Origin of the sequence: Chimaeribacter californicus, from assembly GCF_002858675.1 — a bacterium.
In the GTDB taxonomy this organism is placed as follows: domain Bacteria; phylum Pseudomonadota; class Gammaproteobacteria; order Enterobacterales; family Enterobacteriaceae; genus Chimaeribacter; species Chimaeribacter californicus.
This window is the reverse complement of record NZ_PJZF01000003.1, coordinates 47,170-73,208: the sequence shown is the minus strand read 5'-3', so window position 1 is coordinate 73,208 and position 26,039 is coordinate 47,170. Positions and strand designations below refer to the sequence as shown.

Sequence of the window (26,039 nt, the reverse complement as noted above, 5' to 3'; positions counted from 1 at the left end):
GGGCGGATAATAACGGCCTGCTGCCGCGCTGTCAAAGGGTTGTCATAAAAAGTGATGCGTTTGACGCTATTTTGTGCACGTCGTTGATATTTTTAGCGATTTGGCGGCGCACGGCGGGTGCGCCGCCAAAGGTCAGCGGCGGCTGAGGGTGACGCGGTAGTGGTAAACCGGCGCACTCAGCAGGAAGTCCGCATGGACGCTGGGGCTCCAGGAGTCATCCCCGCCCACGCCCATGTGCGCGCCGTCCAGATGCAGCCAGGTGCCCGGCTCGTCACGCAGCAGGTGGCGGTGGCTGGTGGCCGTCAGCTGTTCACGGCTGTAGCGGCTCAGGCTGAAGTGGAAGCGGCCCTCCACCCGCCAACCGCCGTACGCCAGTTCGCGGGTGTCGCAGCGCAGGCCGTTTTCGGTTGGGAAGACGTAAGGGGTGTGCATCTTTGCCAGCGGTAACTGCCAGCGCCCATGCTGCGCCGCCAGTTTCCTGTCCGGGTAGTTCTCATGCGGGCCGAGGCCGAGCCACGCTGCCTGTTCCGCCACCGTGGCCAGTTGGGTACGCAGGCCGATGCGCGGCGGCGGCACACTGCCCGCCACCTCCACCGTGACATCAATATGCAGGCGGCCCTGAAGGTCAATCAGCCAGGTTTTGCGGCTGCGCATAACGCCGCGCCCGTTCGCCAGGTAGAGGTGATCGCTGCTGAGCTGTACCCCCTCCGGCACTGCGGCAGCGCTGAACGCCAGCAATTCCGGCACCAGCGCATACAGCCCGGCGGCTTTCCAGCGCTCCACCCAGGCGTTCGGGTCGATGCGCGTCACCTCGCTGACGCCGATGTCATTGTCCAGCGGCGCGCGCACAAACTCGTCCGTGAGGGGTGACAGCAGCCCCGGTTCGCCGTGCTGCATCCACTGCATCAGCGTGCCGTGCGTGCGGCTGAACTGCCAGCGCTGGTCGCCGTGGCTGACCTCATAGCCTTCCTCCGTGGTGTGCAACGCCGGGGCGATCCCCGCGGGCAGCGCCAGCGGCACGTCGAGGCACCGCGGCAGCGGCCACTGGTCCCAGGCGCTGCGGTGCCCGGCCTCAGACCAGGCGGTCGCCGCAGGCTGAATCACCTCCACGCTCAGCCAGCGCTCCCCCGGCACCGGCAGCGCGGCATCCAGCGTGATGTGCTGCACGCCGCCCGGCGGCAGGTCGAGCGTGACCTCGCCCTGCGCCAGCGGCTCGCCGTCCTGCTCTATCCGCCAGTGCAGGCGCTCGTTGTCGCTGTGGCGGAACAGGTATTCACTCCTGACCTCCAGCGTCAGCGGGCCGGTGCCGGTCAGGCGGAACTGGAAGAACTGCTGCGCGCGCTGCGCCTCAAACAGCGAAGGGTGGGGCGTGCGGTCAGCGAACACCAGCCCGTTCATGCAGAACTGGCGATCGTTCGGCGTGTCGCCAAAATCACCGCCGTAGGCCTGCCACGGCTGACCGTGGTCATCGAGCCGGGTCAGGGATTGATCCGCCCAGTCCCAGACAAAGCCGCCCTGCAGGCGCGGATGTTGGCGGAACGCCTGCCAGTAGCGGGCAAAGCCGCCAAAACTGTTGCCCATCGCGTGGGCGTACTCGCACAGGATCAGCGGCCGCGTCTCACCCGGCAGGCCGAGCCATTTCGCCAGTGACCATTTCGGCACTGCCGGGAACGGCTGGTCTTCGTCCACACGCGCATACATCGGGCAGATAATGTCCGTGGCGGCGCTGTCAGCCCCGCCGCCCTCATACTGCACCGGGCGGGTCGGATCGACGGATTTCACCCAGCGGTAGAGCGCATCATGGGTGCTGCCGTGGCCGGACTCGTTACCCAGTGACCAGATGATGATGCAGGCGTGGTTGCGGTCGCGCTGCACCATACGCGTGACGCGCTCGCTGAACGCCGCGAACCAGCGCGGATCGTCAGACAAACGGTTCATCGGCTGCATACCGTGGGTTTCGATATTTGCCTCATCTACCACATACAGCCCGTAGCGGTCGCACAGCTGGTACCAGCGCGGCACGTTCGGGTAGTGCGAGCAGCGCACCGCATTAAAGTTGTGCTGCTTCATCAGCAGGATGTCGCGGACCATGGTCGCCTCGTCCATGACCTGACCGCGATCGGGATGATGCTCATGCCGGTTGGTGCCGCGGATCAGCAGCGGTTGGCCGTTCAGCGTCAGCAGGCCGTTCTCAATCGCCACCTGCCGGAAACCGACGTCATAGGCTTCCGCCTCCAGCAGCTCGCCGTTGCGCGGGCAAAGCGCCACCACCACCCGGTAGAGGTGCGGCGCCTCGGCGCTCCAGAGCCGGGGCTGCGATACAGGCAGCCGCAGCGTCACGCGGTCGTGATAGGCACCGCGCTCGTCCACCGGATCGCTGCCGAAGGGGCGGCAGAGCATCACCACCTGCTGGTCGCTGTCCCACAGCGACACCGCGACCTGATAGTCCGCCTGCTGTTCCGGCGTCAGGTTGGCGTGCACCTCGGCCACCAGCTCCCCCTGGTGGAACCCGGCAGCCAGCGGCGTGCTCAGCCGCACATCAGTGAGGTGCACCGCAGGCTTATGCAGCAGCATGACATCCCGGAAGATGCCGCTCATGCGCCACATATCCTGATCTTCCAGATAGCTGCCCGCGCACCAGCACAGCACCATCACCGCCAGCCGGTTCTCGCCCTCGTGCAGGAACGGCGTTAAATCAAACTCCGCCGGCAGGCGACTGTCCTGCGAGAAGCCGACAAATTCACCGTTGCACCAGAGGTAAAACGCCGCGTTGACGCCGTCGAAAATGATGCGTGTCTGCCCGGCGGCCAGCCAGCCCTCCGGTACCCGTACCCGGTGCGAATAGCAGCCGGTAGGGTTGTCCGCCGGGACGAACGGCGGGTTGACCGGGATCGGGTACTGCACGTTGGTGTAGATCGGCGCATCAAAGCCCGCCAGTTGCCAGTTGGACGGCACGGCCAGGGGCGCGGCGTCCGGCAGGTCAGCTGCCAGCCAGGCTTCCGGCACCGCCTCCGGGCGCGGGAAATAGCTGAACGCCCAGTCGCCGTTCAGGCTGTGGCGGCTGGGGGAGAAGGCGTCGTCACGTGCGGCCTGCGGGTCACGCCAGCTGGCAAACGGCGGGTGCGCCGGCAGCCGGTTCAGGTGGGTTATCACCGGGGATTCCCAGGCGCGGGCGGCCAGCAGCGTGGCCAGGGAACAGCGGGAAACAGCAGCATCAGCACTCATCACAGGCTCCGGCAGTAAAATGTTATGCGCTCACAATTTGCGTTTACACTGCCTGCGGCCTGGGGCGCTGTAAAGCCGGGGGCGGGCAGGGGGTGAGCCGGGTCACATTTTATCGGGGGAGGGTGGGGCATCCCTTGCCCCAAAGAGCGCGGCTTACGGCATGGTGACCACCATTTTCCAGCCGTTAGGGGTGCCGTCGGCGTTGACGTAAAGAATGCCGTTGCCGGAAGCCGCTTTGCCGAGGCGCTCGTTCACCGTCCCGGCCGGGTAGACCGGGAAAGTATGGTTAGGGTTTTTCCAGCCCGACACCGTTTTTGCCTGACAACCGCGGCTGATAAAGCTGATGTTGCCGGTACAGCTGAAGCTGTCGAACGTCACGTTGTAGAACTGCACCGACGCCCCGGAGACCAGCGCGGCCGTGACAATATGGCCGCCGTTGACGATCGCCGTGGACTGGTAAGCCCCGGCAAACGTCCCGGAGAAGATACAGTTGTTGAACGTCACCGGCATATAGCCGTTGCTGGCCACTTTGGTGCCGTTCACTTTGCCGGTGATTTTGGTGTCGTAGAAGGTGATGTTGCCGAGGATGTTGCTCGACAGGGAGATGTCCTTCACCTCGCCTTTGATGATTTTCACATTCTGTGCGTTGTAGCGGAAATCGAGCCGTTGCAGCGTCGGGTTAATCACCGTGACATCGCGCTCCACCATCAGCAGGTCATCAATCTCCGGCTCCGCCAGCGTCATATGGGAGGCCGGGGCGGCAATGTACCAGCTGCCGAAGCGGCAACTGCTGAACACCGATTTGGTGCCGTAGCTGGTGCTGCACACCGCGCCGGAGGCGTTGAAGTTCCTGATCTCCGCCCGGTCGGTGCCGATGTTCACCGACAGCCTGGTGGTGACGCCCGGTTTCTGGCCGGTGGTGGAATCCTCCAGCGCCGCATCCATAAACACCTGGTTAATGGTGCTGTTGCCGATGATGATGTTGTGGTTCTGGTACTTCAGGCCGGAGGCCTGCCCGGTGGTGCCGTCATCTTCGGTGAGCACAATCAGCCGCTCGGCGTGGATGTTGTCAAACACGTTGCGGACGTTGTTGTTGATGAAAATCCCACGATGGTACGCCTGCTCACACTGAATCGACGAGATATGGGTGGCATTGAAGGTATCCCCGGAGGAGCCGATCTCCAGTGCCCACTTTTTCAGGTTGCCGCAGCGCTCGACGCTGAGCCGCTCGAAGGTGGAATCCCACACCGAATCCATATTAATGCCGGTGCCGTTAAAACTGCTGACGCGGATGTGGCCGCCGACGAACCACTGCCCCTTGATGTAAATGCCGTTCAGCTCGGTATCGCGGTTATCACAGTCCACCACCAGGTCGCCGTCAATCACCAGCCGGCTGCTGCGACCGCTGTTGGGCTGGTCGGTGGGGTCGCCCATAATGATGGCGTAATCACCGTCAAAGTTTTTGGGGTTGATCTTAAAGCGGCCGGAGTCATCGGCCATCACGCGCTTGATCAGGGTGAAATCCAGCGTACCGCTGACCCGCCACGGCCCGTTCTGGAAAATCACCGTTTTATTGGCTGACGCCTTCAGATAAGCGCGCATATGCTGGGTGCAGTCTTTGGTGCCGCCGGGGGTACAGCCAAAATCAACCGGCAAAAACTGTTCGCCGAGCCGGTGCCAGCGGTGGCCGCCTTTGGTGACAATATATTCGCCATTATCGTCCGGGGAGGTTTTGTCATCCATCAGCGCGACAAAGGTGCCGCCGCCGCTGGGTTTGGTGCCGGTCTCCAACCAGTCGGAATAATAACTGATCACCACAATAAACTGCCCGTCTTTGGTGGGTTCAATAGTGCGCAGGGTGGCAATATCTTTGCAACTGTCCATCAGGCATTCCTCATGATAAATAGGGTAAGGGAAATAAATGAATCAGGTGATCACCACGTTTAGTTGTAATAGAGGTGCGTGACGGCGTCTATTGAATAACAGCGGAATAATTCTTATTGATGCCGGGCGTTGTTTTTAAGGATTTTTATTGTTGGAAAAACATTTCCCAGCCTTTACACCTGCCGGGAGACCTATTTATTTAGCGATGCTTACGGATAACACGATGATGAATGTGAGATTATCGTATGGAAAATCACATTTTACAGGGGAAAGGACGTAATTAAATCATATCATGGCTGTGAAGGGTTAAATAAAAATAAACTGTGGTGTGAGGATTACGCCGTCTGGCCGGGAAGGGCGTGAGAACAGGCCGGAGACGCCGGGTTTTGAACAGTGACATCGCCGTGTAAAGGCACCGGTAGCCGAAAGGTTTGTTTTCATTTTTTAAAAACTTCGCAATATGGCGCTAAAAAAACAAACAAATTTGTGACATACAGCACAGTGGCAAGGGTAAAAAGCGGGCGTTTTCTCAGGCCGGTTTTTCATTAAGAACTGATATGTTTGTTTGGTAATAGTTTTGAAAAAAATAAAAAGACAAGTATTGGTAAAATATTTAACCTTTAACTCATTGATAATGAATTGATTTTTTTACGGTTAAATGGTGCTTAATTTAAATGTAAGTGATAGGTGGTGTACCATAAAATTATAATGATCAATATTTGATTCGTTCGCGCTGCAATGCCTTCCCTCCAGGGAAAAAGAAATTTTTCTAAGAAAAAATAAATTTTTGTTGAGAAAAATTAAAGCAGACGCGTAAGGTCCGCTTTCAGGAAATTTTACATAAAGTAAACCCGTATTTAAAATAAATGGAGTTATATAATGTGCCATTCAATGGTTAAAGTAACCCGACTTTCTGCGCTTATTTTGGGCGGTGTTGTTGCAGCAAATGCAGTGGCAGCCGACGGCCAGATTCGTATTAACGGGGAAGTCACCTCTAAAACGTGTGAAGTCGCGATTAATGGCGCGACCACCAGTGCATTATTAAGCCTCGACGCGGTGGCGATTCAGGATTTAAAAACCCCGCTGAGATCCGCACGCGGTACCAGCCATGACGCATCCCGTAATATGCGTACTGTGGATGTCACGTTGCAAAACTGTTCGTTACCGTCAGGTAAAAGCAAAGTCGCTGTAAGCTTTGATTCCAGCGGTTATGCGGATGCCAATACGTCGACCTACCGCAATATATTGCTCGACTCTGTGAATACCATGGATCTGGCCGCCAAAGGGGTACAAATCGGCTTTACCAAACCCGCAGGCACCGATCTGCTCATGGATATGAATACCCTGTCAGAGCCTGACTATAAAGATCCGGTAACCAGCGCACAAACCTTTAGTTTTGAAACCCACTATGTACAGACGGCTGCCAACGTTGCTGATGTCACTGCCGGTGATATGGAAACGGTAGCGACCTTCAGTCTGGTGTATATGTAATTCCATTATACAGGCAGGCATAACGTGCCTGCTTTATTACTCAGAGAGAAAATAGATGTCAGCTAAATATTTATCTGCCGTTCTGGCAGCCGCCTTCGCTTTCAGTTCATCTGCCTGGGCTGATGTGGTCATTAATACGACCCGCGTAGTGTATAAAGAAGATGCGAAGGAAGTTAACGTCCGCATGACGAATGAAGGCGTGCGTCCGCTGCTGGTTCAATCCTGGCTGGATGATGGCCGTGCCACAGAGTCGCCGGAAAATATTGATCTGCCATTTATGATCACGCCGCCGGTTTCCCGTATTGACGCGAAAAAAGGGCAAACACTGCGTATTGCCAAACTTGATAATTCGTTGCCGAAAGACCGCGAATCGATTTATTACCTGAACGTGCTTGAAGTGCCGCCAAAAGCCAAGGGCGAAACAGGGGTTAACAACAAGCTGCAGTTAGCCTTCCGTACCCGTATCAAAATGTTTTACCGGCCAAATAACCTGGCGATTAAACCACAGGATGCTGCCGCAAAAGTGAGCTGGGCGGTTGAAGAAGGGAATTTGGTGGCAAAAAACAACACCCCTTATTATCTCACGTTCAATATGTTGAAAGCAGGTGCTGTGTCTGCCAAACCTGGTATGGTCGCGCCTTTCTCCTCTGAGAAATTTGCTTTTGAAAATAAAGCAGCAAAACCCGCGTCAGGTACGCAATTAACCTATAGCTATATTTCCGATTATGGTAATGACGTTGAAGGTAACGCCAAAATTAATTGATTCCTGCATTGTTCGCCATAAAGTAAGTGGGATGCTTTTTAATGGAAACAAAACCAACAGGATGTTATTTCCGACTTTCGATCATCGCCGGGTTGTTTATTATGATGAATATGCCCGGGATGGTCAGGGCTGCGGAAAGTGCTGAGCATTCCGCGGCCCTGCCGGTGGCTGCTGAGCCGGGGGCCATTCCCCCACCCGGGGAGGAGGTCATCTCTTCAGAAGATGAAGAGGTTGAGTTTAATAATGCTTTTCTATCAAGCCAGCCTATTGATGTAAGCCGCTTTGCGAAAGGCAACCCGGTGCCCGCGGGTAAGCACTACGTCATGGTGGTGCTTAATGAGCGGGCCATGGGCAAACATGAGATAGCGTTCCAGGAAAACCCGGCCGAGCCATTGCGCGCCATACCCTGCCTCAGCGTTAAACAGCTGATTGATATGGGTATTGATACCGACAAGATAGCGATGACCGGCGAGAATACCGGGGCGTGTACCCCCCTGAAGACCTTGATCGCGGGCGCAAGCTGGAAAATGGACATGAACGAGCAGCGCTTTTTGCTGAATGTCCCTCAGGCGTTGCTCAAAGAGATGCGCCCGGATGAAGTGCCTGAAGCCCTGTGGGATGAAGGCATCAATGCCGCCTTTGCCAGCTATAACATGAACTATTACCGTTCCAGTTATAACAATAATAAGTCAGACAGCGCCTGGCTGGGCGTGGATGGCGGATTGAACCTGCTGGGTTGGCGGCTGCGGGTGCGGGGCGATGTAAACTACGCAACCGAGAACGGCACCACGTTCGACAGCGCTAACCTTTACGTTGAACATGATGTCGCTGCCTTAAAATCGCAGTTGCGTATAGGTGAAGTGTACAGCAGCAGCGCTTTTTTTGATGCGTTTCCCCTGCGCGGCGTCACGCTCAGCAGTGATACACGCATGCTGCCGGATTCACTGAATTCGTTTCGCCCGGTGATTCGCGGCGTTGCAGAGAGCAATGCAAAGATTATTATCAGCCAGGCAGGCACCAAGATTCATGAGGTTACCGTACCGCCGGGTGAATTCGCGATTGAGGATTACCACCCGATAAGTTCATCCGATGCGCTGGATGTCACTATTCAGGAGGCAGATGGGCGGATACGCAATATGACGGTGCCTTTTAATGGCGGCGGGCAGTTGCTCTATCCCGGTGTCTCTATTTATTCGCTGTCGGTCGGGGAATACAACAATTCGAACGGTGGAAATAAGCCGGTTATCGGTCAGGGCACCTGGCAATACGGGTTGAATAATTATCTGTCGCTTTACAGCGGCGCGGAATATATGCCGGATTATTATTCGATGATTGCCGGGGTGGCGCTGAATACACGGATAGGTGCGGTTTCTCTGGATCTGACGCATTCCAGCCTCTCAGCGGAGGATGGGAAACATCAGGGGCAGAGCCTGGGTATTAGCTATAACAGCTTTGTTGCCGCGACGGATACCAGCGTGAATATTTCGGCTTACCGCTATTCGACCAAAGAGTATTACAACCTGGGTGAAGCGGTAGATTACCTGGCACAGAACGACTGGCGTGATATGGATGACCGCCTTAAATCCCGTGTCCAGCTTAATATCAGCCAATCATTAAATGAGGGGTGGGGGTCGTTTTATTCGTCGGCGATGTTCTCTCAATACTGGCGTTCAGGAAGAAACGAAGAAAGCTATCAGTTGGGGTACAGCAATAGTGTTGGGCGCGTAGGGTATAGCGTGTCGGTGAACCGCTATTACACCGAAGAGGGTGATAAAGACGATCAGATCTACCTGTCGCTCTCTATTCCATTAGGCGATAACAGCAGCGAAAGCCGCCCGTTGTTTAATTACCTGAATATGAACATGACACGCGGCAGTGATAAGAACAGCAACCTGTCGGCATCGGCATCAGGCTATAACGAAGAGGCGGATGTTTATTATGGGGTGAACGCCGGTTACAGCAACGGTGGGCAGTCTGACGATCGAATGGAGAGCGTCGGGGGAAATGCCACCTGGAATACGCGTTACGGTTCATGGGGGAGCAATGTGTCAGCTGATACCCAGGATAACCGCCAGATTTCGTTCAGTGGTAATGGGGGGATTCTGATACACGGCGGCGGTGTCACGTTTGGCCGGACGATCAGCAATGATGCGCCGGTTGCGCTGATTGAAGCCAAAGGGGCGGAAGGGGCGCAGGCCACCGGCGATAAATCCACGCGAATTAATGAGGCAGGTTATGCCTATGTCTCCACCTTATCACCGTATCGTTTTAACGATGTCGGCATTGATCCGTCAAAAATGGAAAAAGATACCGAATTAAAAGAGACCATGGTGAAAGTCGTGCCGCGAGCCGGGGCGATTACGCGGGTAACATTTGGCACTGACGAACGTCGTTCGGTATTTTTCCGGCTGAAAACGCAGACGGGTAAAAATATCCCGTTGGGCGCGGAAGTCTTTAATGAAAAGGGTGAACCAGTGGGAACCGTAGGCCAGGGTAACCGCGCCTTTACGCGCGGCATTGAACCGTCCGGGAAATTATCAGTTAAATGGGGCGATGCCCCGCAAGAGCAGTGTCAGGTGGAGTATACATTACCGTCCCTGTCGGAAAGGGAAATCAAACAGGAAACATTGTCGCTTGATAATGTGATATGTCATTGATCGCTAAAAACAGTTAAAGGGTATAAAAATGGGAAAAAATCACATAATCAGTAAAGCGGGCGTTTACGCCTCTTTACTGGGTGTTATGGTCATGAGCAATCAGGTATCCGCGGAACAAGTCGATTTTACCGCCTCAACGCATATTAACCGCGGAACCTGCGAAATAAGCTCGGGTGCAGCCGGTATTACGCTTGATTTTGGTGAAGTCACACCGCTGGTTGCTATGGCCGGTACGCTGGTCAAAGAAAAAAGCTTTAAACTGAATAATTGTGTTGCCGTTAATAATTTGACTATTTCACTTAATTCTGACAATACCACCACCCTGACGGGAACCTGGGCAGGAAAATGGGTAGTTCCAGCCACGGGCGGCGCGACCGGTGTCGCCTTTAAAACCGAAGTCAAAAATGGCGGAGAAGCCAAGTACTATCCGTTACCGGCCGATAATACGCCACCCAACACCGGAACGGAGAAATATACACCGGAATACAGTATTTATATTAAGGGAACGCTGATCCCAACGGTGGCTTCTATCGCGCAAATGAGCGGGGGAAGCCTGGCCTCCACCGCCGTTTTAAATATTATTTACCAGTGATGAAAGGAACTATCACAATGAAAAAGATCTTAGCTACTCTGATGATATGTTCTCCATTCGCGGCACTGGCAGCGGATCCCTCCGCCACCGTCGATTTGAAATTTGAGGGGACCTTATTACAGCCAACCTGCACCGCCTCGTTTTTGGGCACAGCAGGCAATGATATCGCCTTTGGCGCGCTGGATGCCTCCGATATTATAGCGAAAACGCAGGATACGATTATTCCCGCCGCACCGGTGAAAGATGTATTCCTCAAGCTGGCTAACTGTGGGGCGGGTGTTACCCAGGTAACGGTCAATTTTAATGGGCCCAGTATTTCCGGCTATGGATTTAGTGGTAGAGCACCGGTATTCCTGAATCAAACGGAGGCTAACTCAGGGTTAGGCGTTGCGCTGTTTACCAACCGTGCAGATACCACGGTTGAGTCTGCGGTGAAATTTAAAGAAGACCGGGTAGTGTTGCTTTCCAGTATGACCGCAGATGGGGCTAACACGTATAAATGGCCGCTGTTTGCCAAGATGGTGGTGGCTAAAGATGGCCCGCTGGCTACCGCTGCGGCGATCAATACCTACTCTGCCGGGCAGGATCTTCAAGCCACGGCGTTCGTATCCGTCAGCTATCAATAATATGAAACGGCCGGCAGGCGAAAACGCTATGCCGGCCGCTCTTTATCGCTATCGCCAAAACATTTACGCATAAGGAAATAATAATGTTGATGAAGCCTTATTTCAGACGGTTGATGCTGTCATTCATAGCGTTATTATTTTTCCCTCCGATCATGATCACTCAGGCAATGGCGGATGCCGGGGATGAGCCGGAAAGTAACGCCTCCATTGAGTTTAAATTTAGCGGTACGCTACAACTTACGACCTGTGATGTCCGTTTTAACCGTGATTTACTGGTCATGGATACGGTAGCCATTAACAGTTTTACCGGGCCGGGCAGTGTGGCTGCACTTCGGGTGCCTTTTTCATTACATGTAGAAAATTGCCTGCTCTCTTCCGCCACCATGTCAACCATTCTCCTCTCGTTTGATACCCAGGCCCGCACCGATAAGGTTGCACCGGGCGCATTTGCCAATCAGGCGAAGGATTCACATAACCAACCGGTGAATAATGGGGTGGGCATTGCGGTATTTGACCAGCGGGACGACAGCAATGTGCTGACCCCTACCGGGGAGAGCCGGAGCCTGACCTATCCGGTCACTGAGAGCTCGCCTTTTAATACCGAGCGCTACTTTTACAGCCAATATATGCAGACAGCGCCCGCCGTGGTGGCCGGGGATGTCTCTGTTGTGCTGGTGGTGAGCTCTTTTTATAATTAACGTCATTCAAGGTGGCGAAATGAAATGGTTATCCTTTCCCCTGGTGGGGGGAATTTTATTATGCAACGCCCCGGCTGCTTTAGCCAGTGATGCGACGCTAACAACGACTATAAACAATTTAAATTACGTGTTCAATATTGATACGGAGTTTACCAGTCGCAGCGGCCATATAGAAAGAACGTACCCCTTTTCTAACTCGGGGGAATTGACGTATAAGCAAGATATTGCTTTTAGGGATGAGCGTTGGACTCTTGGGCCGCAATATTATCGCGGCCGTTATTCCAGTGCGGTGAATACGGCTAAATCAATAAACTTCAAGGGTCTGACCTATTATAGAATTAATAATATGGAGGATGAAGTCTATGTCAGTGCCAAACAGGATGTCTGGAATAATGACACTGACGTGATGCAAAGTTACACCTTCCCCTACACGGCACATAATGCACTCAATGCCAGCGTGCATTTATATCAAACGAACAGCGGTATGAGTAACAACTGTGACAAAGGGGAGGATAACGCAGGACTGAGAATAAGCTGCGTGAAGGTAAATGGCAGGATTTCAACGTTAAATGTGAATATGACTTCAGTTTCAGGCCGAAGCGGTAATGTATATATCTATATTCCCCGCATCCCGACCCGGGAAATTGTGTTTAATAATGTGTTACTCACGGCCTCTACGGTATCCGGTATTGGGATGTCTACTCAGGGCTGGGAAAAAGCCAGAAGTATTTCTGAAAGTTCTACTCAATATGAACAGTTTGACTTTTACATTAATGGAACGCTGAGATTTAATAACAGTTGCCGTTTGTTAAATAGCAGCGGCGGGATTGCGATTAATTTTCAGGAGCTGATGCCAACGAATTTTACAGGTAAAGGGCTGAAACCCAATAACCTTACCCCTGAAAGGACGGAAATCGTCTTTAACTGCGATAAAGATATCGCGAGCACCTTCTCTGGCATGAACTGGTCTGTTACCGCCACTGCCATCAGTGACAGCAGCGAACCCGGTATTCTTAAGGCAACGGCGTCAGCGGGCAATACGATTAACAACCTCGGTGTGAAGCTCACGAAAGATGTGAATGGCACAACGCCGGTGAATATTAAAGGGGAAGAGAATGCGGCGATTATCAGCGGCACTAAGGCCTCCGCAGTCTTTTATTCCTTCCCAACCATGATGACGGATGATAAACCCAGCGGCGGGGGGAGTTATGTTGCAACTGCGACCGTGACGTTTAATGTTCCCTGATTACATCGCCGGGGCGGGAAGCGGGTGCCGCAGGGGCACATAACAACGCTCAGCAATAAAACAACAAACCCGCGCTGCGGCCCAAACGAAAAAAAGCCTGCTTTATAAGCAGGCTTTTCGAATCTGGCTCCTCTGACTGGACTCGAACCAGTGACATACGGATTAACAGTCCGCCGTTCTACCGACTGAACTACAGAGGAATCGTGTGAACGGGGCGGATAATAGCGGCCTGCCGGGAGCTTGTCAAAGCCCGGTTTCCATTTGCCGAACTGTTTGCTGCAACCTTCGCCAATCTGCCTGCGCGATAACCGCCCGGCGTGCGGGTGCGCCATAAGTTTGCATTATGCTGGTGCAGGGCACACGCCGCCGCCTCATGGCCGGGAACGCCGGTGGAGCCGGGGGGACAGGGTTTCCCGTTACTTTCCGGGCGATTAGCCTAACCTATGGCCGGCACCGGCCGGGTTGGCCTGTTTCTTGCTGACTCTCTTCAGGTTATTCCTTTCCTGATGCTTTTGGAGGCAGCGATGAATTTAAGACGGTTAAAATACTTTGTGAAAATCGTCGAGATCGGCAGTCTGACCCAGGCCGCGGAGATCCTGCACATTGCCCAGCCCGCGCTGAGCCAGCAACTGGCGACGCTGGAGGGGGAACTCAGCCAGCAGTTGCTGATCCGCACCAAGCGCGGCGTTACGCCGACCGAGGCGGGGAATATTCTGTATGCCCATGCACAGACCATCCTGCGCCAGTGTGAACAGGCGCAAAACGCCGTCACCGGCGTCGGGCAGGCGCTCAGCGGCCAGGTTTCCGTGGGGCTGACGCCCGGTTCGGCCGCATCGCAGCTGGCGTTGCCGTTGTTGCAGGCGGTACGCGAGCAGCACCCCGGTATCCTGCTTTACCTGAATGAAAATGTCGGCAGCGCATTAGGCGAGGCGATTGCCAACGGGCGGATTGACATGGCGATGCTCTATGGCAACAAACCCACCGGCGGCCTGTGCTATACGCCGTTGCTGAAAGAGGATCTCTACCTGGTCGGCACCCTGGCAGTGCCGAACCCTGGCGCATCGGTTGAACTGTCAGAGGTGGCGAAGCTCAACCTGTTCCTGCCGCGCAGTTACCATGTGATACGCACGCTGGTGGATGACGCACTGGCGCTGCGCCGCTTGCAGGCGACGGTGATTGGTGAAATCGAATCGGTACCGACCCTGACGGCCGCCGTGGCCAGCGGGCTGGGCGCCACCATTTTGCCGGAATCCGCCGCGCGGGCGCTGGCCGGCCCGGCGCGGGCCTGGGTGTCACGCATTAATTGCCCGGCGTTGCAGGTGCCGCTCTCGCTCTGCCTCTCCGACAGCCTGCCGCTCTCGGCGGCGGCCACTGCCGTGAAAAATATCCTGCAATCGCTGATGGGGGAATCCGCCCCAGCGAGGATGGCGGCAGTGGCGTAACGGCGCTCAGGGCTGGGGGCGGGTGCGGATCGTCTCCTCCAGCCAGGTACGCAACGCGATGATTTTTTTGGTGTGGGTGGTCTCCAGCGGCGTCACCAGGTAGAAGCCGTGTTCGGTAGGCAGGCTGAGGGCAAACGGGCGCACCAGCCGCCCGGCGCGCAGGTCATCCTCTACATAGGCGGTACGGCCGATGCAGATGCCCCGGCCGTCAATCGCGGTCTGGATCGCCATCATCGCCAGGTCGAAGGTCAGGCGCGGGCCGTCGGCCAGGGTCCGCGGCAGCCCGGCCGCCTCCAGCCACTGGTTCCAGTCATTGCCGGTCAACCCGCTGACCTGCAACAGCGTATGGTGCAGCAGATCCTCCTGGCGGTTAAGCGGCCGATCCCCGTTCAGCAACGCCGGGCTGCACACCGGGAAGATCTCATCCCCCATCAGCCAGTGCGCATGGACCCCCGCCCATTTGCCGCGGCCGTAACGGATTGCCGCATCAATATTGCCCCAGCGCAGGTCAGCTAAATCGGTTGAGGCATTAACGCGAATATCAATATCGGGGTAGGCCTGTTGAAAGGAAGCGAGACGGGGTAACAACCATTTTGAGGCGAAAGAAACAAGAGTGCTAATAGTTAGGACGCTCTTATTACAATTTTCTAAAAGTATTTCGGTGGAGTAACGGAATTCATTAAAGGCGGCGCAAATACGGGGGAAATAGATATGGCCTTCGGTGGTCAATGCGAGGCTGTTTTTTTGTCGAATAAAGAGTTTTATCCCGAGCTCCTTTTCTAACCTCCTGATTTGATGGCTTATTGCTGTCTGGGTCACATTCAGTTCTTCGGCGGCTTTGGTAAAGCTCATATGCCGCGCGGCACATTCAAACGCTTTCAGCCCATTAAACGATGGCATTTTCACTGGCATATAACATTCACTTCATAAAAATAGAAGGTATGACATTTTTTCATACCTTACCACGCAACATGTCCTTTGCAATCAGATTCCTCTCCCAAGAATATATTTGCGTTTTCTTAACAAACGAAAATTTATTATAACAGTTGAGGCTGAAGTTATTATGAGCAAGGCAAAAGAAACCCTCCCTAATTCCCCGCTGTCACTTTCGCAACCCAAAGCCCGTAACGCCGCCAAAATGGCGGAAGTCAGCCGTCCTCACTTTAACCGCGCTTATGAAAGCGGCCTGATGGGTGTCTCCTGCCGCGTACGCGATAACCGCCGGATTGAGATCGCCGCCACCGGACAGGAAGTCATCGACTATACCCGCTGCGGCTACCTCAACCTGGACAGCCACCCAGCGGTGCTGGCCGCCGCACAGGCCTCAATGGATGAGATCGCCTCGGTGCACTTTTCCGTGGCCCGTACCCGCCTCTCCGCAGAACCGCTGGTCCGGCTGGAACACCAGCTGGCTTCGCTGTTTGACGTGCAGAGCGTGGTGGTGTTCCCCACGGTGGCCGCTGCCAATATGGGCGCGTTGCCGCTGCTGGCGGCCGGGCTGTTCACCGGCGGCGAAAAACCGCTGATCGCCTTTGACCGCTTCGCCCACGTCACCCTGCAATACCACATCCCGGTATTGCGTGAGGAGACGGAGGTGGTGGTGATTGAGCATAACGATCTGGCGCACCTGGAGCAGCTGTGCCGGTCCGGCCGCCAGGTGGCCTACATTGGTGATGGTGCTTACTCGATGGGCGGTGCCGCCCCGGTGCGGGAACTGCGCGCACTTCAGGAAAAATATGGCCTGTTTGTCTACCTGGACGATGCCCACGGTATCTCGGTGGTCGGCAAGCATGGCGAAGGCTTTGTGCGCTCGCAGCTCGACGGGCTGGATGACCGCACCATCGTGGCCGCCTCGCTCGGCAAGGGTTTTGGCGCCGCCGGTGGCCTGCTGATGCTCGGCAGCCTGGAGATCGAAAACGCCATCCGCCGCTACGCCCCGACGTACGGCTTCTCCTGCGCGCCCAACATGGCGGCAGTCGGCGCGGCGCTGGCCTCGGCGGAGCTCCACCGCACCCCGGAACTGCATACCCTCCAGCGCGCCCTGAACAACAATATGAAACTCTTCGATACCCTGATCCCGACTGAAACCTCGGGCAGTGAACTGCCGATCCGTATCGTCCGCATCGGGGATGAGCACGCCGCGCTGGCGAAAGGGGAGTCGCTGCTGCGTCAGGGCCACTACGCCTCGGTGGTGTTCTTCCCGACGGTACCGCGCGGGCAGGCCGCACTGCGTATGGCGATTACCGCCGCGCACAACCCGGCTGACATCCTGGACCTGAGCCTGGTATTGCGCCATGACGAGCCGCAGCCGGCGTCCGCTCCCGCCATTGCACAGGGGCAACCGGAATGAACCACATCGACTTAGCCCCAGGTTTCGTTACCGCCGTCACTGGTTTTGACATCACCACCGCCGGTGACCCGGAGATCGCCCAGCTGCGTGACCTTCTCTACCGCCGCAAAGTGGTGGCGCTGAAACACCAGCGCATCAGCCGTGAGGCGTACCAGCAGTTTGCCGCGCGGTTTGGCGAGCTGGAGCCGTTTAAACTCAAGAACTACCACGACCCGGCCTATCCGCACATTCTGGTGCTCAACAACCGCAACAGCGGCGGCGGGGTCGGCGCGCGCAAGCTGGGCAACATGTGGCACAGCGACTCTTCCTACCTGCCTGCGCCGCTGCCGCTGACCTTCCTGCATGCGCAGCGGGTGCCGGAGGCGGCGGGTGACACGCTGTTTATCGATATGCAGGCGGCGCTGGCCGCGCTGCCGGACGACCTGTGCGCGCAGATCGCCGGGCGCACCGCGCAGCACGACGTGCGCTGGACGTACAAAGTCAAAGCGGACGATCTCGGCGAGTCGTTACAGGAGATTGTGGACCGCCTGCACCGCACCTTCCCGGCCAGCACCCACCCGGCCATTGCGCACCACCCGCGCACCGGGGCGCAGAGCCTCTACCTCAACCCGGGCTATACCTCGCAGGTCAATGGCTATGAGGGCGACCGCGGGCGCACCCTGCTGACGGCGATCACGGACTGGGTGCTGACGACCCAGCCGCGCTTTGCCTACCGCTGGGAGGCGAATGATATGCTTCTCTGGGACAACCGTTCCGTCTGGCACTGTGCTACTCCGCTGCCGCCCGAGGCAGATCGTTTGATGTACCGGATCGGCGTCAATGACGGGCCGTTTTTCGGCAGCGGCATCACCGCGGCGGCAGAGGAGCAGATGGCATGAGCACGCAGAAAAAACGGGTACTGCTGGCGCATATCCTCGGGCAGGCCGGTAAAGAGATGCTGGCTGACCGCGACGACATCGAGTGCGTGGAATTCCCCAACACCATCACGCCGGAGGCGCTGCGCGAACTCTGTAACCAGTTTGACGAGGTGCACGCCGTGATCCTCGGCGTCACGCCGTTTGGCGAGGCAGAGCTGGAGGCGGCCCGCAGCTTGCAGGTGGTGTCGCGCATCGGCGTCGGCTTCGACGCGGTGGACATCCCCTGTATGACCCGCGCCGGCGTGCCGGTGATGGTGTGCGCCAACGCCAACCACCGGGCGGTGGCGGAGCATACGCTCAGCTTTATGCTCGGGCTGGCGAAACGCCTCGGCGAGCTGGACAGCATGGTGAAAAGCGGCCGCTGGCAGGAGCGCTACAGTTGCCTGCCGACGGAGCTGGAGGGCAGCCGGGTGCTGGTGGTGGGCCTCGGGCGCATCGGCAGCCGGGTGGCCCGGCTCTGCCTGGCCTTCGGCATGCAGGTCAGCGCCTATGACCCGTACCGCGACGCCGAGAGCTTCCCGCCGGGGATACAGCGGGTGGCGTCACTGGACGAGGCGCTGCCCGTGGCGGATTACGTGACGCTGCACTGCCCGAAAACTCCGGAAACCCTGGGCATGTTCGGTGAAGCGCGGCTGGCACAGATGAAGCCGGGCGCCTTCCTGATCACCACCGCACGCGGCGGCATCGTTGACGAGGCGGCGCTTTACCGGGCGTTACAGGCGAAACGGCTGGGCGGCGCGGCGCTGGATGTGTTTATGCCGGAAGCGCCGCCCACCGACAACCCGCTGTTTAGCCTGCCGAATGTGCTCTGCTCGCCGCACCTCTCCGGCGTGTCGCAGGAGGCGGTGGCGCGGATGGGCGTCATCGCTGCGCACAACGTGCTGGAGGTGCTGGCGGGTAACGGTGACCCGGACTACGCCGTCAACCCGGTGGTACTGCAACACAATATCCATTAACCGGGAGGAAAAGCACGCCAGGTACCTGCGCTATAACCGGTTTGACGATCGGCGTGATGCGTTGATTCTGGTGGCCCGGATTATGATGCTGAGCGGCGTTACGCCCCCGACGGTTGTTAACCCTTTTTGCGGCGGGCGCGTCCCGCCGCCTTTGTGATGGACAAAACCATGGCCCACCCTGTTAACCCGGTCACCGATCTGCGTGACTGGCTGGAACGCGCCGCGCAGATCGGCGAATTACAGCGTATTACCCTGCCGGTCAGCCCGGTTGAGGAGATGAGCGCGGTGACCTACCTGGCCGCGCGCCAGGGCGTTTCCCCGGCGGTGTTATTTGAGTCGCCGGACGCGCCGTCCGGCTTCCGCCATCTGTGGAACCTGTTTGGCCCCAGCGTGGCGCGCACCGCGATTACGCTGGAAGCGGACCCGGATCTTCCGGTGATGGCATTAATCCGCCAGACCAAAGAGAAGCTCAGGCAGGGCATTGACCCACGCGAAGTGCCGCGCACAGAGGCACCGATCTTCCAGAACAGCCTGACCGGCGATCAGATTGACCTGAATGCCCTGCCGATCCCACGGCACTGGCCGCGTGACGGCGGCCTATACGCCGGGACGGCCGATGCGGTTTTTACCCGTGACCCGGATAACGGCGCGATGAATATCGGCACCTACCGGATGATGATTCAGGGGAAACGCCAGGTCGGGTTGTCGATGGCACCCGGCAAAGACGCGCTGCGCCATATCCACCGGGCGTGGGAAAAAGGAACAGCGCTGCCGGTGGCGGCCGCCTGGGGCATCGACCCGCTGCTGATGGTGGCCGGATCGCAATCGCTGCCGCCGGGGGCGTCGGAATATGCCTTTGCCGGGGGCATTAAAGGGCAGCCGGTTGAGGTGGTGCGTGCCGCGACCTCTGACCTGCTGATCCCGGCGCGCGCCGAAGTGGTGATTGAGGGGCTGATCCACCCGCACGCCACCCGTGCCGAGGGGCCGTTCGGGGAGTTCACCGGCTATTACGGCTACCAGGATCGGCACGCACCGCTGATTGAGGTCACGGCGCTGCACTACCGCCACCGGCCGGTGCTGACCAACGCGCTGATGGCGGATTTCCCCTCCAACGAGCAGGGGGCATTTTTTTCCACCATCCGCTCGGCCAAAATCTGGAACGATCTCGACAAGCTCGGCATCCAGGGCATTTGCGGCGTGTACTGCCCGCCCGCCGCGGCCGGGGCGTTCGGTATGGTGGTGATAAGCCTGGAACAGAAGTATGCCGGGCACGCTGCCCAGGTGCTGGCGTTGGCGGCCTCGGTGCCGGGTGGGGCTTACATCACCAAATGGATTGTGGCCGTGGACAGCGATGTTGACCCGTCAGACATGAACCAGGTGCTGTGGGCCATGGCGACCCGTGCCACCCCGGCCGACGACATCGACATTCTGCGCAACACCCGCGGCTCGCCGCTTGACCCGGCACAGAACCCGCCGGAAAAGCGCTTCTTCGGCTCAAAAGCGCTGATTAATGCCTGCAAGGATTACCGGGTGCTGCACAGCTTCCCGGCACGCACCTTGCTGCGGCAATCGGTGTATGAGCAGGTGGCCGCCCGCTGGGCGGAGTATGGTTTCAGCGGGCCGGTGCCCGCGGTCTGCGGGTTTGAACCAGAGGCATCAGCGCCCGGCGACCGGTAACGCCCTGGCTTTCCTGCTTCAGGCAGAAACAAACACGAGAAACAAACACGGATAAATAAGGAAAAACCATGAAGCTCTACTTTGCCCCGATGGCCTGTTCCCTCGCCTCACACATTACCCTGCGCGAGCTGAATCTGCCGTTTGAACTGGTTCGCGTGAACAACCAAACCAAACGCACCGCCGAAGGCGGCGACTTCCGTGCCATTAACCCGAAAGGGTATGTGGCGGCGCTGGTGCTGGAGAATGGCGAGGTGCTGACGGAAGGGCCGGCGATCCTGCAATACCTGGCCGACCAGGTGCCGGGCAGCGCGCTGGCCCCGGCCGCCGGAAGCTGGGAGCGCGTGCGGTTGCAGGAGTGGCTGAATTTTATTACCACTGAAATTCACGGCGGCAGCGCCCCGCTGTTTAATGCCGCCCTGCCGGAGGAGGCCAAAGTGATGTTCCGTACCCGGCTCTTTACCCGGCTCGATTACCTGAACACGCAGCTGGACGGCCAGGATTACCTGATGGGGCAGTTCGGCGTGGCGGATGCCTACCTGTTTACGGTGCTGGGCTGGTTGCCGGTCTTTAACATTGATATTCAGCAGTGGCCGGTGCTGGCCCGATTCCGGGATCGCGTGGGCGCGCGCCCGGCGGTGCAGGCCGCGCTTGCCGCAGAGGAAGCCAGTACGCCGGTCTGAGCAGGGGGGATACCCTGATGATAGACGTCTGCCCGGCGGCCGCGTGATTAATTGAGATTACCGTCACAGCATTAAAACATTCCGCCGCAAGATACAGGGAAATAAAACAGGTGGGCGGCGCAGCAACCGTTACACCGGAGCACCGGGCTGAACGCACCCGCCTGACCCGACGCCCGCACCTGTCGCGGGCTTTTTTTTGCCGGGCACAAGGGGCAAAAACGGCGATCAAAAAAATGAGCAAAAAAAAGCCTTGGCAGGATAGGCGTTTGTAAATCATTATTTGAAATGTGGTTTCACTTACCGTCTCGCAGGTCAACCTTGAACGTTATCAATGCCGTGCACCAGCGCGTTGCCAGCACACGCTGGTATACCAACCGAAAAAGCTACCGGGTGCTGTTCTGGCGTGAAATCACGCCGCTGGCGGTGCCCATTTTCCTGGAAAATACCTGCGTCCTGCTGATGGGGGTGCTGAGCACCTTCCTGGTCAGCTGGCTCGGCAAAGAGGCGATGGCCGGGGTGGGGCTGGCAGACAGCTTCAACATGGTGATCCTCTCCTTCTTTGCGGCGGTGGATCTCGGCACCACAGTGGTGGTGGCGTTCAGCCTCGGCAAGCGCGATCGCAAACGGGCGCGGGCCGCGGCGCGGCAGTCGCTGGTGCTGATGACGGTGGTGTCGGTTCTGCTGGCGGGCGGCATCCATCTCGCCGGGGAACACATTATCAATGTGATTGCCGGGGCAGCCACGCCGGAGGTAAAAGCGCTGGCGCTCTCCTACCTGCAAACCACCGTCTGGAGTTACCCGGCGGCGGCGATTGCGCTGATCGGCAGCGGCGCGCTGCGCGGCGCGGGCAATACCAAAATCCCGCTGTTGATCAACGGCGGCATGAACATCCTCAATATCATCATCAGCAGCATCCTGATTTACGGGCTGTTTGGCTGGGGCGGGATGGGCTTTGTCGGGGCCGGGCTGGGGCTGACCATTTCACGCTATATCGGCGCGATCGGCATTATCTATGTGCTGATGATCGGCTTTAACCCGGCGCTGCACATCACCCTGCGCAGTTATTTCACCCCGCTGAAATGGAACATCCTGTGGGAAGTGCTGGGCATCGGCCTGCCGGCCAGTATTGAGTCGGTGCTGTTTAACGGCGGCAAGCTGCTGACGCAGATGTTCGTGTCCGGCATGGGCACCAACGTGATAGCCGGTAACTTTATCGCGTTTTCCATCGCCTCCCTGATTAACCTGCCGGGCAACGCCCTCGGCTCCGCCTCTACCATTATCGTCGGCAAACGGCTCGGCAAAGGGCAGGTCGGGCAGGCGGAGCGGCAGTTGCGGCATGTGTTCTGGCTCTCCACCATTGGCCTGACGCTGATCGCCTGGGGCACCGCGCCGTTTGCCGGGCTGTTCGCCTCGTTCTATACCCGCGAGGAGGATGTGAAAGAGGTGGTGAAACACCTGATCTGGCTCAATGCGCTGTTTATGCCGATCTGGGCCGCCTCCTGGGTGCTGCCGTCCGGGCTGAAGGGCGCGCGGGATGCGCGCTTCGCCATGTGGGTGTCGATGCTGGGCATGTGGGGCTGCCGGGTCGTCGCCGGTTACACGCTGGGGATTGTGCTCGGGCTGGGCGTGGTGGGCGTCTGGCTCGGGATGTTCTTTGACTGGGCGGTGCGGGGGGCTTTCTTCTACTGGCGGATGGTCAGTGGCCGCTGGCTGTGGAAATACCCACGGCTGAAGCAGGGCGAGGTGGCGCCTGAGCCGGTAAAAACACGCTGGCTGAAAGCCAGAAGTTCCCGCTAGCGCGGCGGGGCATTGGCGTTTTTTCACTAAGCAGCGCAAAAATGCGTATTTCCGTTGGCGGCAAAAACGCGCTCTACTCAGGGCTAAGCAGCACACTCACTGACCCTGGAGGATGGCATGACGCGTTTACTGGCTTTTTTATTTCACCGTACCCCACGCCCGGCGGATACCCGGCCGCCGCGTGAGGTGGATGCCGCCACGCTGTGCGACGTGCTGATCCCTGCCAGTGCGTTGTATGGGCTGACGTTCCACCCTTCTGTGCAGCGGCATTATGGAAAATAGCCGCTACCGCCTCAGCATCCGCTACTGTTACTGGAACGAACTGTGCACTGAACGCCTGCCCTGACCGGCAGGCGTTTTGTTATGCTCTTTTTACGCCCTTCAGGCCTGCGGGGCATCCATCACCGCCATCAGCGTATCCAGCAGGCCGGGAAAACGGGCGTTGAGGTCATCCCGCCGCAGCGAGATCAAATTCTCCCGCCCCTGCGGCCTCTGCCAGATCACGCCGCTGTCCCGCAAGACCCGCCAGTGGTGGGTCATGGTGGATTTCGCCACGTCCCGCCGCAGCGCGCCGCACGCCTGTTCGCCTTCGCGCGCCAGCGTCCTCACAATCTCCAGCCGCAGCGGGTTGCCTAACGCCAGCAGGACATTTTCCAGGCGAATCTGATCCGTTTCCGGGTGGTTGGCAATCATAGTTTTCCTGTTAAGCATGAATTCAACGGCGGCAGCCTGCGCCGGCGGGCCGCTACTATAGCAAATCATCACGGATACGCACGCGTGGTTAATTTTAGCTCAAATAGTTCGACTATACACGTACAGTTGTATTATGCTGATCCGCAGTGGCCGGATGGCCGGCAATGGTGCCGGCCTGCGAACCCCACTGACTAAGGACGCATCATGCCCCGAACCCTCCCCATCGAACGTTATCGCAACATCGGCATCTCCGCGCACATCGATGCCGGTAAAACCACCACCACGGAGCGCATCCTGTTTTACACCGGGATGAGTCACAAGCTGGGGGAAGTGCACGATGGCGCGGCAACGACTGACTGGATGGCGCAGGAGCAGGAACGCGGCATTACCATTACCTCGGCGGCGGTGAGCTGCTTCTGGCCGGGCATGGACAACAGCGTTGAGCCGCACCGCATCAACATCATTGATACGCCGGGGCACGTCGATTTCACCATCGAGGTGGAACGTTCCATGCGCGTGCTGGATGGCGCAGTGATGGTGTATGACTCGGTGGGCGGCGTGCAGCCGCAGTCCGAAACCGTGTGGCGGCAGGCGAATAAATACAAGGTGCCGCGGCTGGCGTTCGTCAACAAAATGGACCGCGCGGGCGCGGATTTCTTCCGGGTGGTGCAGATGATGATTGACCGCCTGGGTGCCCACCCGGTGCCGATTGTGATCCCCATCGGCAGTGAGGAGCAGTTCAGCGGCGTGGTCGATCTCAACAAAATGCGCGCCATCTACTGGGATGACGCCACCCAGGGCATGACTTTCCGTTATGCGCCGGTGCCGGAGGATCTCGTGCCCACCGCGCAGCTGTGGCGCGAGAAGATGGTGTCGGCGGCGGCTGAAGCCACTGAAACGCTGATGGATAAGTACCTGGAGCAGGGCTCCCTGGATGAGCAGGAGGTCATCCTCGGGTTGCGCCTGCGCACGCTGGCCGGTGAAATTCAGCCGATGCTGTGCGGCAGCGCCTTCAAAAACAAAGGCGTACAGCGGATGCTCGATGCGGTGATTGAGCTGATGCCGTCGCCGGTGGATGTGCCGGCGGTGCAGGGCGTGGATGAGAAAGGCAACGTAGCGGAACGCCATGCGGACGATGACGAGCCGTTCTCGGCGCTGGCCTTCAAGCTGATGACTGACCCCTACGTCGGCCAGCTGACCTTTGTGCGCGTCTATTCCGGCGTGCTGCGCAAAGGCGACAGCGTGTTCAACGCGGTGAAGGGCAAGAAAGAGCGCATCGGCCGCATTGTGCAGATGCACGCCAATGACCGGCATGAGGTGGATGAGATCCGCGCCGGGGACATAGCCGCCTGTGTCGGGCTGAAAGAGGTCACCACCGGTGAAACGCTCTGTGACCCGCAGGCGGTGATCACCCTGGAGCGGATGGAGTTCCCTGAACCGGTGATCTCCCTGGCCATTGAGCCGAAAACCCAGGGCGACCAGGAGAAGATGGGCATCGCGCTGCAACGGCTGGCGGCCGAAGACCCCTCTTTCCGCCTGCACACCGATGAGCAGTCCGGGCAGAGCATTATCTCCGGCATGGGCGAGCTGCATCTGGAGATCATTGTGGACCGCATGAAGCGTGAGTTCGGCGTCGAGGCCAACATCGGCCGCCCGCAGGTCACCTACCGCGAGACCATCAGTAAAACGGTGCGCGACGTCGAAGGAAAATTTGTGCGTCAGTCCGGCGGCAAAGGGCAGTATGGCCATGTGGTGCTGACGCTGGAGCCGCTGGCCCCCGGCAGCGGTTTCCGCTTTGAGGATGCCACCAAAGGCGGCGTGGTGCCGCGCGAGTACATCCCGTCAGTGGAGAAGGGCATCCGTGAGGCGCTGAACAACGGCATTCTGGCGGGTTACCCGGTGGTGGATCTCAAGGCCACGCTGACCTTCGGCTCCTACCATGAGGTGGACTCCTCCGAGATGGCGTTCCGTATGGCGGCGATTTTCGGCTTCAAAGCGGCGGCGAAACAGGCCGGTCCGGTGATTCTGGAGCCGGTGATGAAAGTCGAGGTCGAAACGCCGGAAGAGTACGCGGGCGGGGTGATGGGGTACCTGTCGTCACGCCGCGGCACGGTGCAGGGCATGGATGAGTTGCACGGTGCGCGGGTGATCCGCGCCGAGGTGCCGCTCTCGGAGATGTTCAGCTACGCCACCACGCTGCGATCCATGACGCAGGGGCGCGCCTCCTACAGCATGGAGTTTAACCACTACGCCGAAGCGCCGCGCAACGTGGCCGACGCGATCATCGCCTCGCGGGGGAATGCGTAAACGCAGTAAAGCAAGTGTTTTGACCCATGCCGCGCCGG

At 58.0% G+C, this 26,039-nt stretch carries 20 protein-coding genes and 1 tRNA gene; 16 read left to right on the top strand and 5 right to left on the bottom strand.

What is annotated here, in order from left to right:
* Positions 1-132: 132 nt before the first annotated feature.
* A complete protein-coding gene (locus CYR55_RS05170; protein WP_101815087.1) occupies positions 133-3,225 on the bottom strand; it encodes a beta-galactosidase in 3,093 nt (1,030 codons plus the stop codon).
* Between the two features lie 153 nt (positions 3,226-3,378).
* Entirely contained in the window at positions 3,379-5,109 is a 1,731-nt protein-coding gene (locus CYR55_RS05165; protein ID WP_101815086.1) for a hypothetical protein, read from the bottom strand.
* An 891-nt stretch (positions 5,110-6,000) separates the two neighbouring features.
* Here CYR55_RS05165 and CYR55_RS05160 point away from each other — a divergent pair.
* The 7 genes from CYR55_RS05160 to CYR55_RS05130 all read left to right on the top strand — a co-directional run bounded on the left by CYR55_RS05160 (position 6,001) and on the right by CYR55_RS05130 (position 13,182).
* On the top strand, positions 6,001-6,600 hold the full coding sequence (locus CYR55_RS05160) for a fimbrial protein (protein WP_146000950.1): 600 nt from the start codon (positions 6,001-6,003) through the stop codon (positions 6,598-6,600).
* Between the two features lie 55 nt (positions 6,601-6,655).
* Positions 6,656-7,363 carry a fimbria/pilus periplasmic chaperone gene (locus CYR55_RS05155; RefSeq protein WP_101815084.1) on the top strand — a complete coding sequence of 236 codons (708 nt, stop codon included), beginning with the start codon at positions 6,656-6,658 and terminating at the stop codon, positions 7,361-7,363.
* Between the two features lie 101 nt (positions 7,364-7,464).
* Positions 7,465-10,020, top strand: coding sequence for a fimbria/pilus outer membrane usher protein (locus CYR55_RS05150; protein ID WP_165699528.1), 2,556 nt, complete (start codon positions 7,465-7,467; stop codon positions 10,018-10,020).
* Positions 10,021-10,048: 28 nt separating this feature from the next.
* Positions 10,049-10,612 carry a fimbrial protein gene (locus tag CYR55_RS05145; RefSeq protein ID WP_101815082.1) on the top strand — a complete coding sequence of 188 codons (564 nt, stop codon included), beginning with the start codon at positions 10,049-10,051 and terminating at the stop codon, positions 10,610-10,612.
* A gap of 17 nt (positions 10,613-10,629) precedes the next feature.
* A complete protein-coding gene (locus CYR55_RS05140) occupies positions 10,630-11,238 on the top strand; it encodes a fimbrial protein (protein WP_101815081.1) in 609 nt (202 codons plus the stop codon).
* 83 nt (positions 11,239-11,321) lie between these two features.
* Entirely contained in the window at positions 11,322-11,936 is a 615-nt protein-coding gene (locus tag CYR55_RS05135) for a fimbrial protein (protein WP_101815080.1), read from the top strand.
* Positions 11,937-11,955: 19 nt separating this feature from the next.
* Positions 11,956-13,182 (top strand): fimbrial protein, encoded by a 1,227-nt coding sequence (locus CYR55_RS05130; protein ID WP_146000949.1) that lies wholly within the window; start codon positions 11,956-11,958, stop codon positions 13,180-13,182.
* 124 nt (positions 13,183-13,306) lie between these two features.
* Here the strand turns inward: CYR55_RS05130 and CYR55_RS05125 are convergent.
* Positions 13,307-13,382: transfer RNA gene (locus tag CYR55_RS05125), tRNA-Asn, on the bottom strand.
* A gap of 324 nt (positions 13,383-13,706) precedes the next feature.
* Between CYR55_RS05125 and nac the strand changes: the two genes are divergently transcribed.
* Positions 13,707-14,624: a nitrogen assimilation transcriptional regulator NAC gene (gene nac, locus CYR55_RS05120; RefSeq protein WP_101815298.1), complete on the top strand. Its 918-nt coding sequence runs from the start codon at positions 13,707-13,709 to the stop codon at positions 14,622-14,624.
* A gap of 6 nt (positions 14,625-14,630) precedes the next feature.
* Here the strand turns inward: nac and CYR55_RS05115 are convergent, their stop codons facing one another.
* On the bottom strand, positions 14,631-15,524 hold the full coding sequence (locus CYR55_RS05115; protein ID WP_277622310.1) for a transcriptional regulator GcvA: 894 nt from the start codon (positions 15,522-15,524) through the stop codon (positions 14,631-14,633).
* 163 nt (positions 15,525-15,687) lie between these two features.
* Between CYR55_RS05115 and CYR55_RS05110 the strand changes: the two genes are divergently transcribed.
* The 7 genes from CYR55_RS05110 to CYR55_RS23500 all read left to right on the top strand — a co-directional run bounded on the left by CYR55_RS05110 (position 15,688) and on the right by CYR55_RS23500 (position 23,283).
* Positions 15,688-16,974, top strand: a complete 1,287-nt coding sequence (locus tag CYR55_RS05110) for an aminotransferase class I/II-fold pyridoxal phosphate-dependent enzyme (RefSeq protein ID WP_101815077.1) — start codon at positions 15,688-15,690, stop codon at positions 16,972-16,974.
* Complete coding sequence (locus tag CYR55_RS05105; RefSeq protein ID WP_101815076.1) at positions 16,971-17,852, top strand: TauD/TfdA dioxygenase family protein; 882 nt, start codon at positions 16,971-16,973, stop codon at positions 17,850-17,852. The genes CYR55_RS05110 and CYR55_RS05105 overlap by 4 nt, the downstream gene beginning before the upstream one ends.
* The gene (locus CYR55_RS05100; protein ID WP_101815075.1) at positions 17,849-18,847 is read left to right on the top strand and encodes a hydroxyacid dehydrogenase; all 999 of its coding nucleotides are present in this window, start codon (positions 17,849-17,851) and stop codon (positions 18,845-18,847) included. The genes CYR55_RS05105 and CYR55_RS05100 overlap by 4 nt, the downstream gene beginning before the upstream one ends.
* Positions 18,848-19,015: 168 nt before the next feature.
* Complete coding sequence (locus tag CYR55_RS05095; RefSeq protein ID WP_206604029.1) at positions 19,016-20,524, top strand: UbiD family decarboxylase; 1,509 nt, start codon at positions 19,016-19,018, stop codon at positions 20,522-20,524.
* Between the two features lie 68 nt (positions 20,525-20,592).
* Positions 20,593-21,204: a glutathione transferase GstA gene (gene gstA, locus CYR55_RS05090; protein WP_101815073.1), complete on the top strand. Its 612-nt coding sequence runs from the start codon at positions 20,593-20,595 to the stop codon at positions 21,202-21,204.
* Positions 21,205-21,489: 285 nt separating this feature from the next.
* Positions 21,490-23,001: an EmmdR/YeeO family multidrug/toxin efflux MATE transporter gene (locus tag CYR55_RS05085; protein WP_146000948.1), complete on the top strand. Its 1,512-nt coding sequence runs from the start codon at positions 21,490-21,492 to the stop codon at positions 22,999-23,001.
* Positions 23,002-23,118: 117 nt separating this feature from the next.
* The gene (locus CYR55_RS23500) at positions 23,119-23,283 is read left to right on the top strand and encodes a hypothetical protein (RefSeq protein WP_165699527.1); all 165 of its coding nucleotides are present in this window, start codon (positions 23,119-23,121) and stop codon (positions 23,281-23,283) included.
* 99 nt (positions 23,284-23,382) lie between these two features.
* On the opposite strand, the gene CYR55_RS05080 is transcribed toward CYR55_RS23500, so the two are convergent.
* Positions 23,383-23,694 carry an ArsR/SmtB family transcription factor gene (locus CYR55_RS05080; RefSeq protein ID WP_101815071.1) on the bottom strand — a complete coding sequence of 104 codons (312 nt, stop codon included), beginning with the start codon at positions 23,692-23,694 and terminating at the stop codon, positions 23,383-23,385.
* Between the two features lie 204 nt (positions 23,695-23,898).
* On the opposite strand from CYR55_RS05080, the gene fusA reads away from it, so the two are divergent.
* Entirely contained in the window at positions 23,899-26,001 is a 2,103-nt protein-coding gene (gene fusA, locus CYR55_RS05075; RefSeq protein WP_101815070.1) for an elongation factor G, read from the top strand.
* Positions 26,002-26,039: the final 38 nt, after the last annotated feature.

Coding starts and splice junctions, on each gene's coding strand:
- CYR55_RS05170 (WP_101815087.1), bottom strand. CDS start 3,225: ATGAGTGCTGATGCTGCTGTTTCCCGCTGTTCCCTGGCCACGCTGCTG.
- CYR55_RS05165 (WP_101815086.1), bottom strand. CDS start 5,109: ATGGACAGTTGCAAAGATATTGCCACCCTGCGCACTATTGAACCCACC.
- CYR55_RS05160 (WP_146000950.1), top strand. CDS start 6,001: ATGGTTAAAGTAACCCGACTTTCTGCGCTTATTTTGGGCGGTGTTGTT.
- CYR55_RS05155 (WP_101815084.1), top strand. CDS start 6,656: ATGTCAGCTAAATATTTATCTGCCGTTCTGGCAGCCGCCTTCGCTTTC.
- CYR55_RS05150 (WP_165699528.1), top strand. CDS start 7,465: ATGATGAATATGCCCGGGATGGTCAGGGCTGCGGAAAGTGCTGAGCAT.
- CYR55_RS05145 (WP_101815082.1), top strand. CDS start 10,049: ATGGGAAAAAATCACATAATCAGTAAAGCGGGCGTTTACGCCTCTTTA.
- CYR55_RS05140 (WP_101815081.1), top strand. CDS start 10,630: ATGAAAAAGATCTTAGCTACTCTGATGATATGTTCTCCATTCGCGGCA.
- CYR55_RS05135 (WP_101815080.1), top strand. CDS start 11,322: ATGTTGATGAAGCCTTATTTCAGACGGTTGATGCTGTCATTCATAGCG.
- CYR55_RS05130 (WP_146000949.1), top strand. CDS start 11,956: ATGAAATGGTTATCCTTTCCCCTGGTGGGGGGAATTTTATTATGCAAC.
- nac (WP_101815298.1), top strand. CDS start 13,707: ATGAATTTAAGACGGTTAAAATACTTTGTGAAAATCGTCGAGATCGGC.
- CYR55_RS05115 (WP_277622310.1), bottom strand. CDS start 15,524: ATGCCATCGTTTAATGGGCTGAAAGCGTTTGAATGTGCCGCGCGGCAT.
- CYR55_RS05110 (WP_101815077.1), top strand. CDS start 15,688: ATGAGCAAGGCAAAAGAAACCCTCCCTAATTCCCCGCTGTCACTTTCG.
- CYR55_RS05105 (WP_101815076.1), top strand. CDS start 16,971: ATGAACCACATCGACTTAGCCCCAGGTTTCGTTACCGCCGTCACTGGT.
- CYR55_RS05100 (WP_101815075.1), top strand. CDS start 17,849: ATGAGCACGCAGAAAAAACGGGTACTGCTGGCGCATATCCTCGGGCAG.
- CYR55_RS05095 (WP_206604029.1), top strand. CDS start 19,016: ATGGCCCACCCTGTTAACCCGGTCACCGATCTGCGTGACTGGCTGGAA.
- gstA (WP_101815073.1), top strand. CDS start 20,593: ATGAAGCTCTACTTTGCCCCGATGGCCTGTTCCCTCGCCTCACACATT.
- CYR55_RS05085 (WP_146000948.1), top strand. CDS start 21,490: ATGTGGTTTCACTTACCGTCTCGCAGGTCAACCTTGAACGTTATCAAT.
- CYR55_RS23500 (WP_165699527.1), top strand. CDS start 23,119: ATGACGCGTTTACTGGCTTTTTTATTTCACCGTACCCCACGCCCGGCG.
- CYR55_RS05080 (WP_101815071.1), bottom strand. CDS start 23,694: ATGATTGCCAACCACCCGGAAACGGATCAGATTCGCCTGGAAAATGTC.
- fusA (WP_101815070.1), top strand. CDS start 23,899: ATGCCCCGAACCCTCCCCATCGAACGTTATCGCAACATCGGCATCTCC.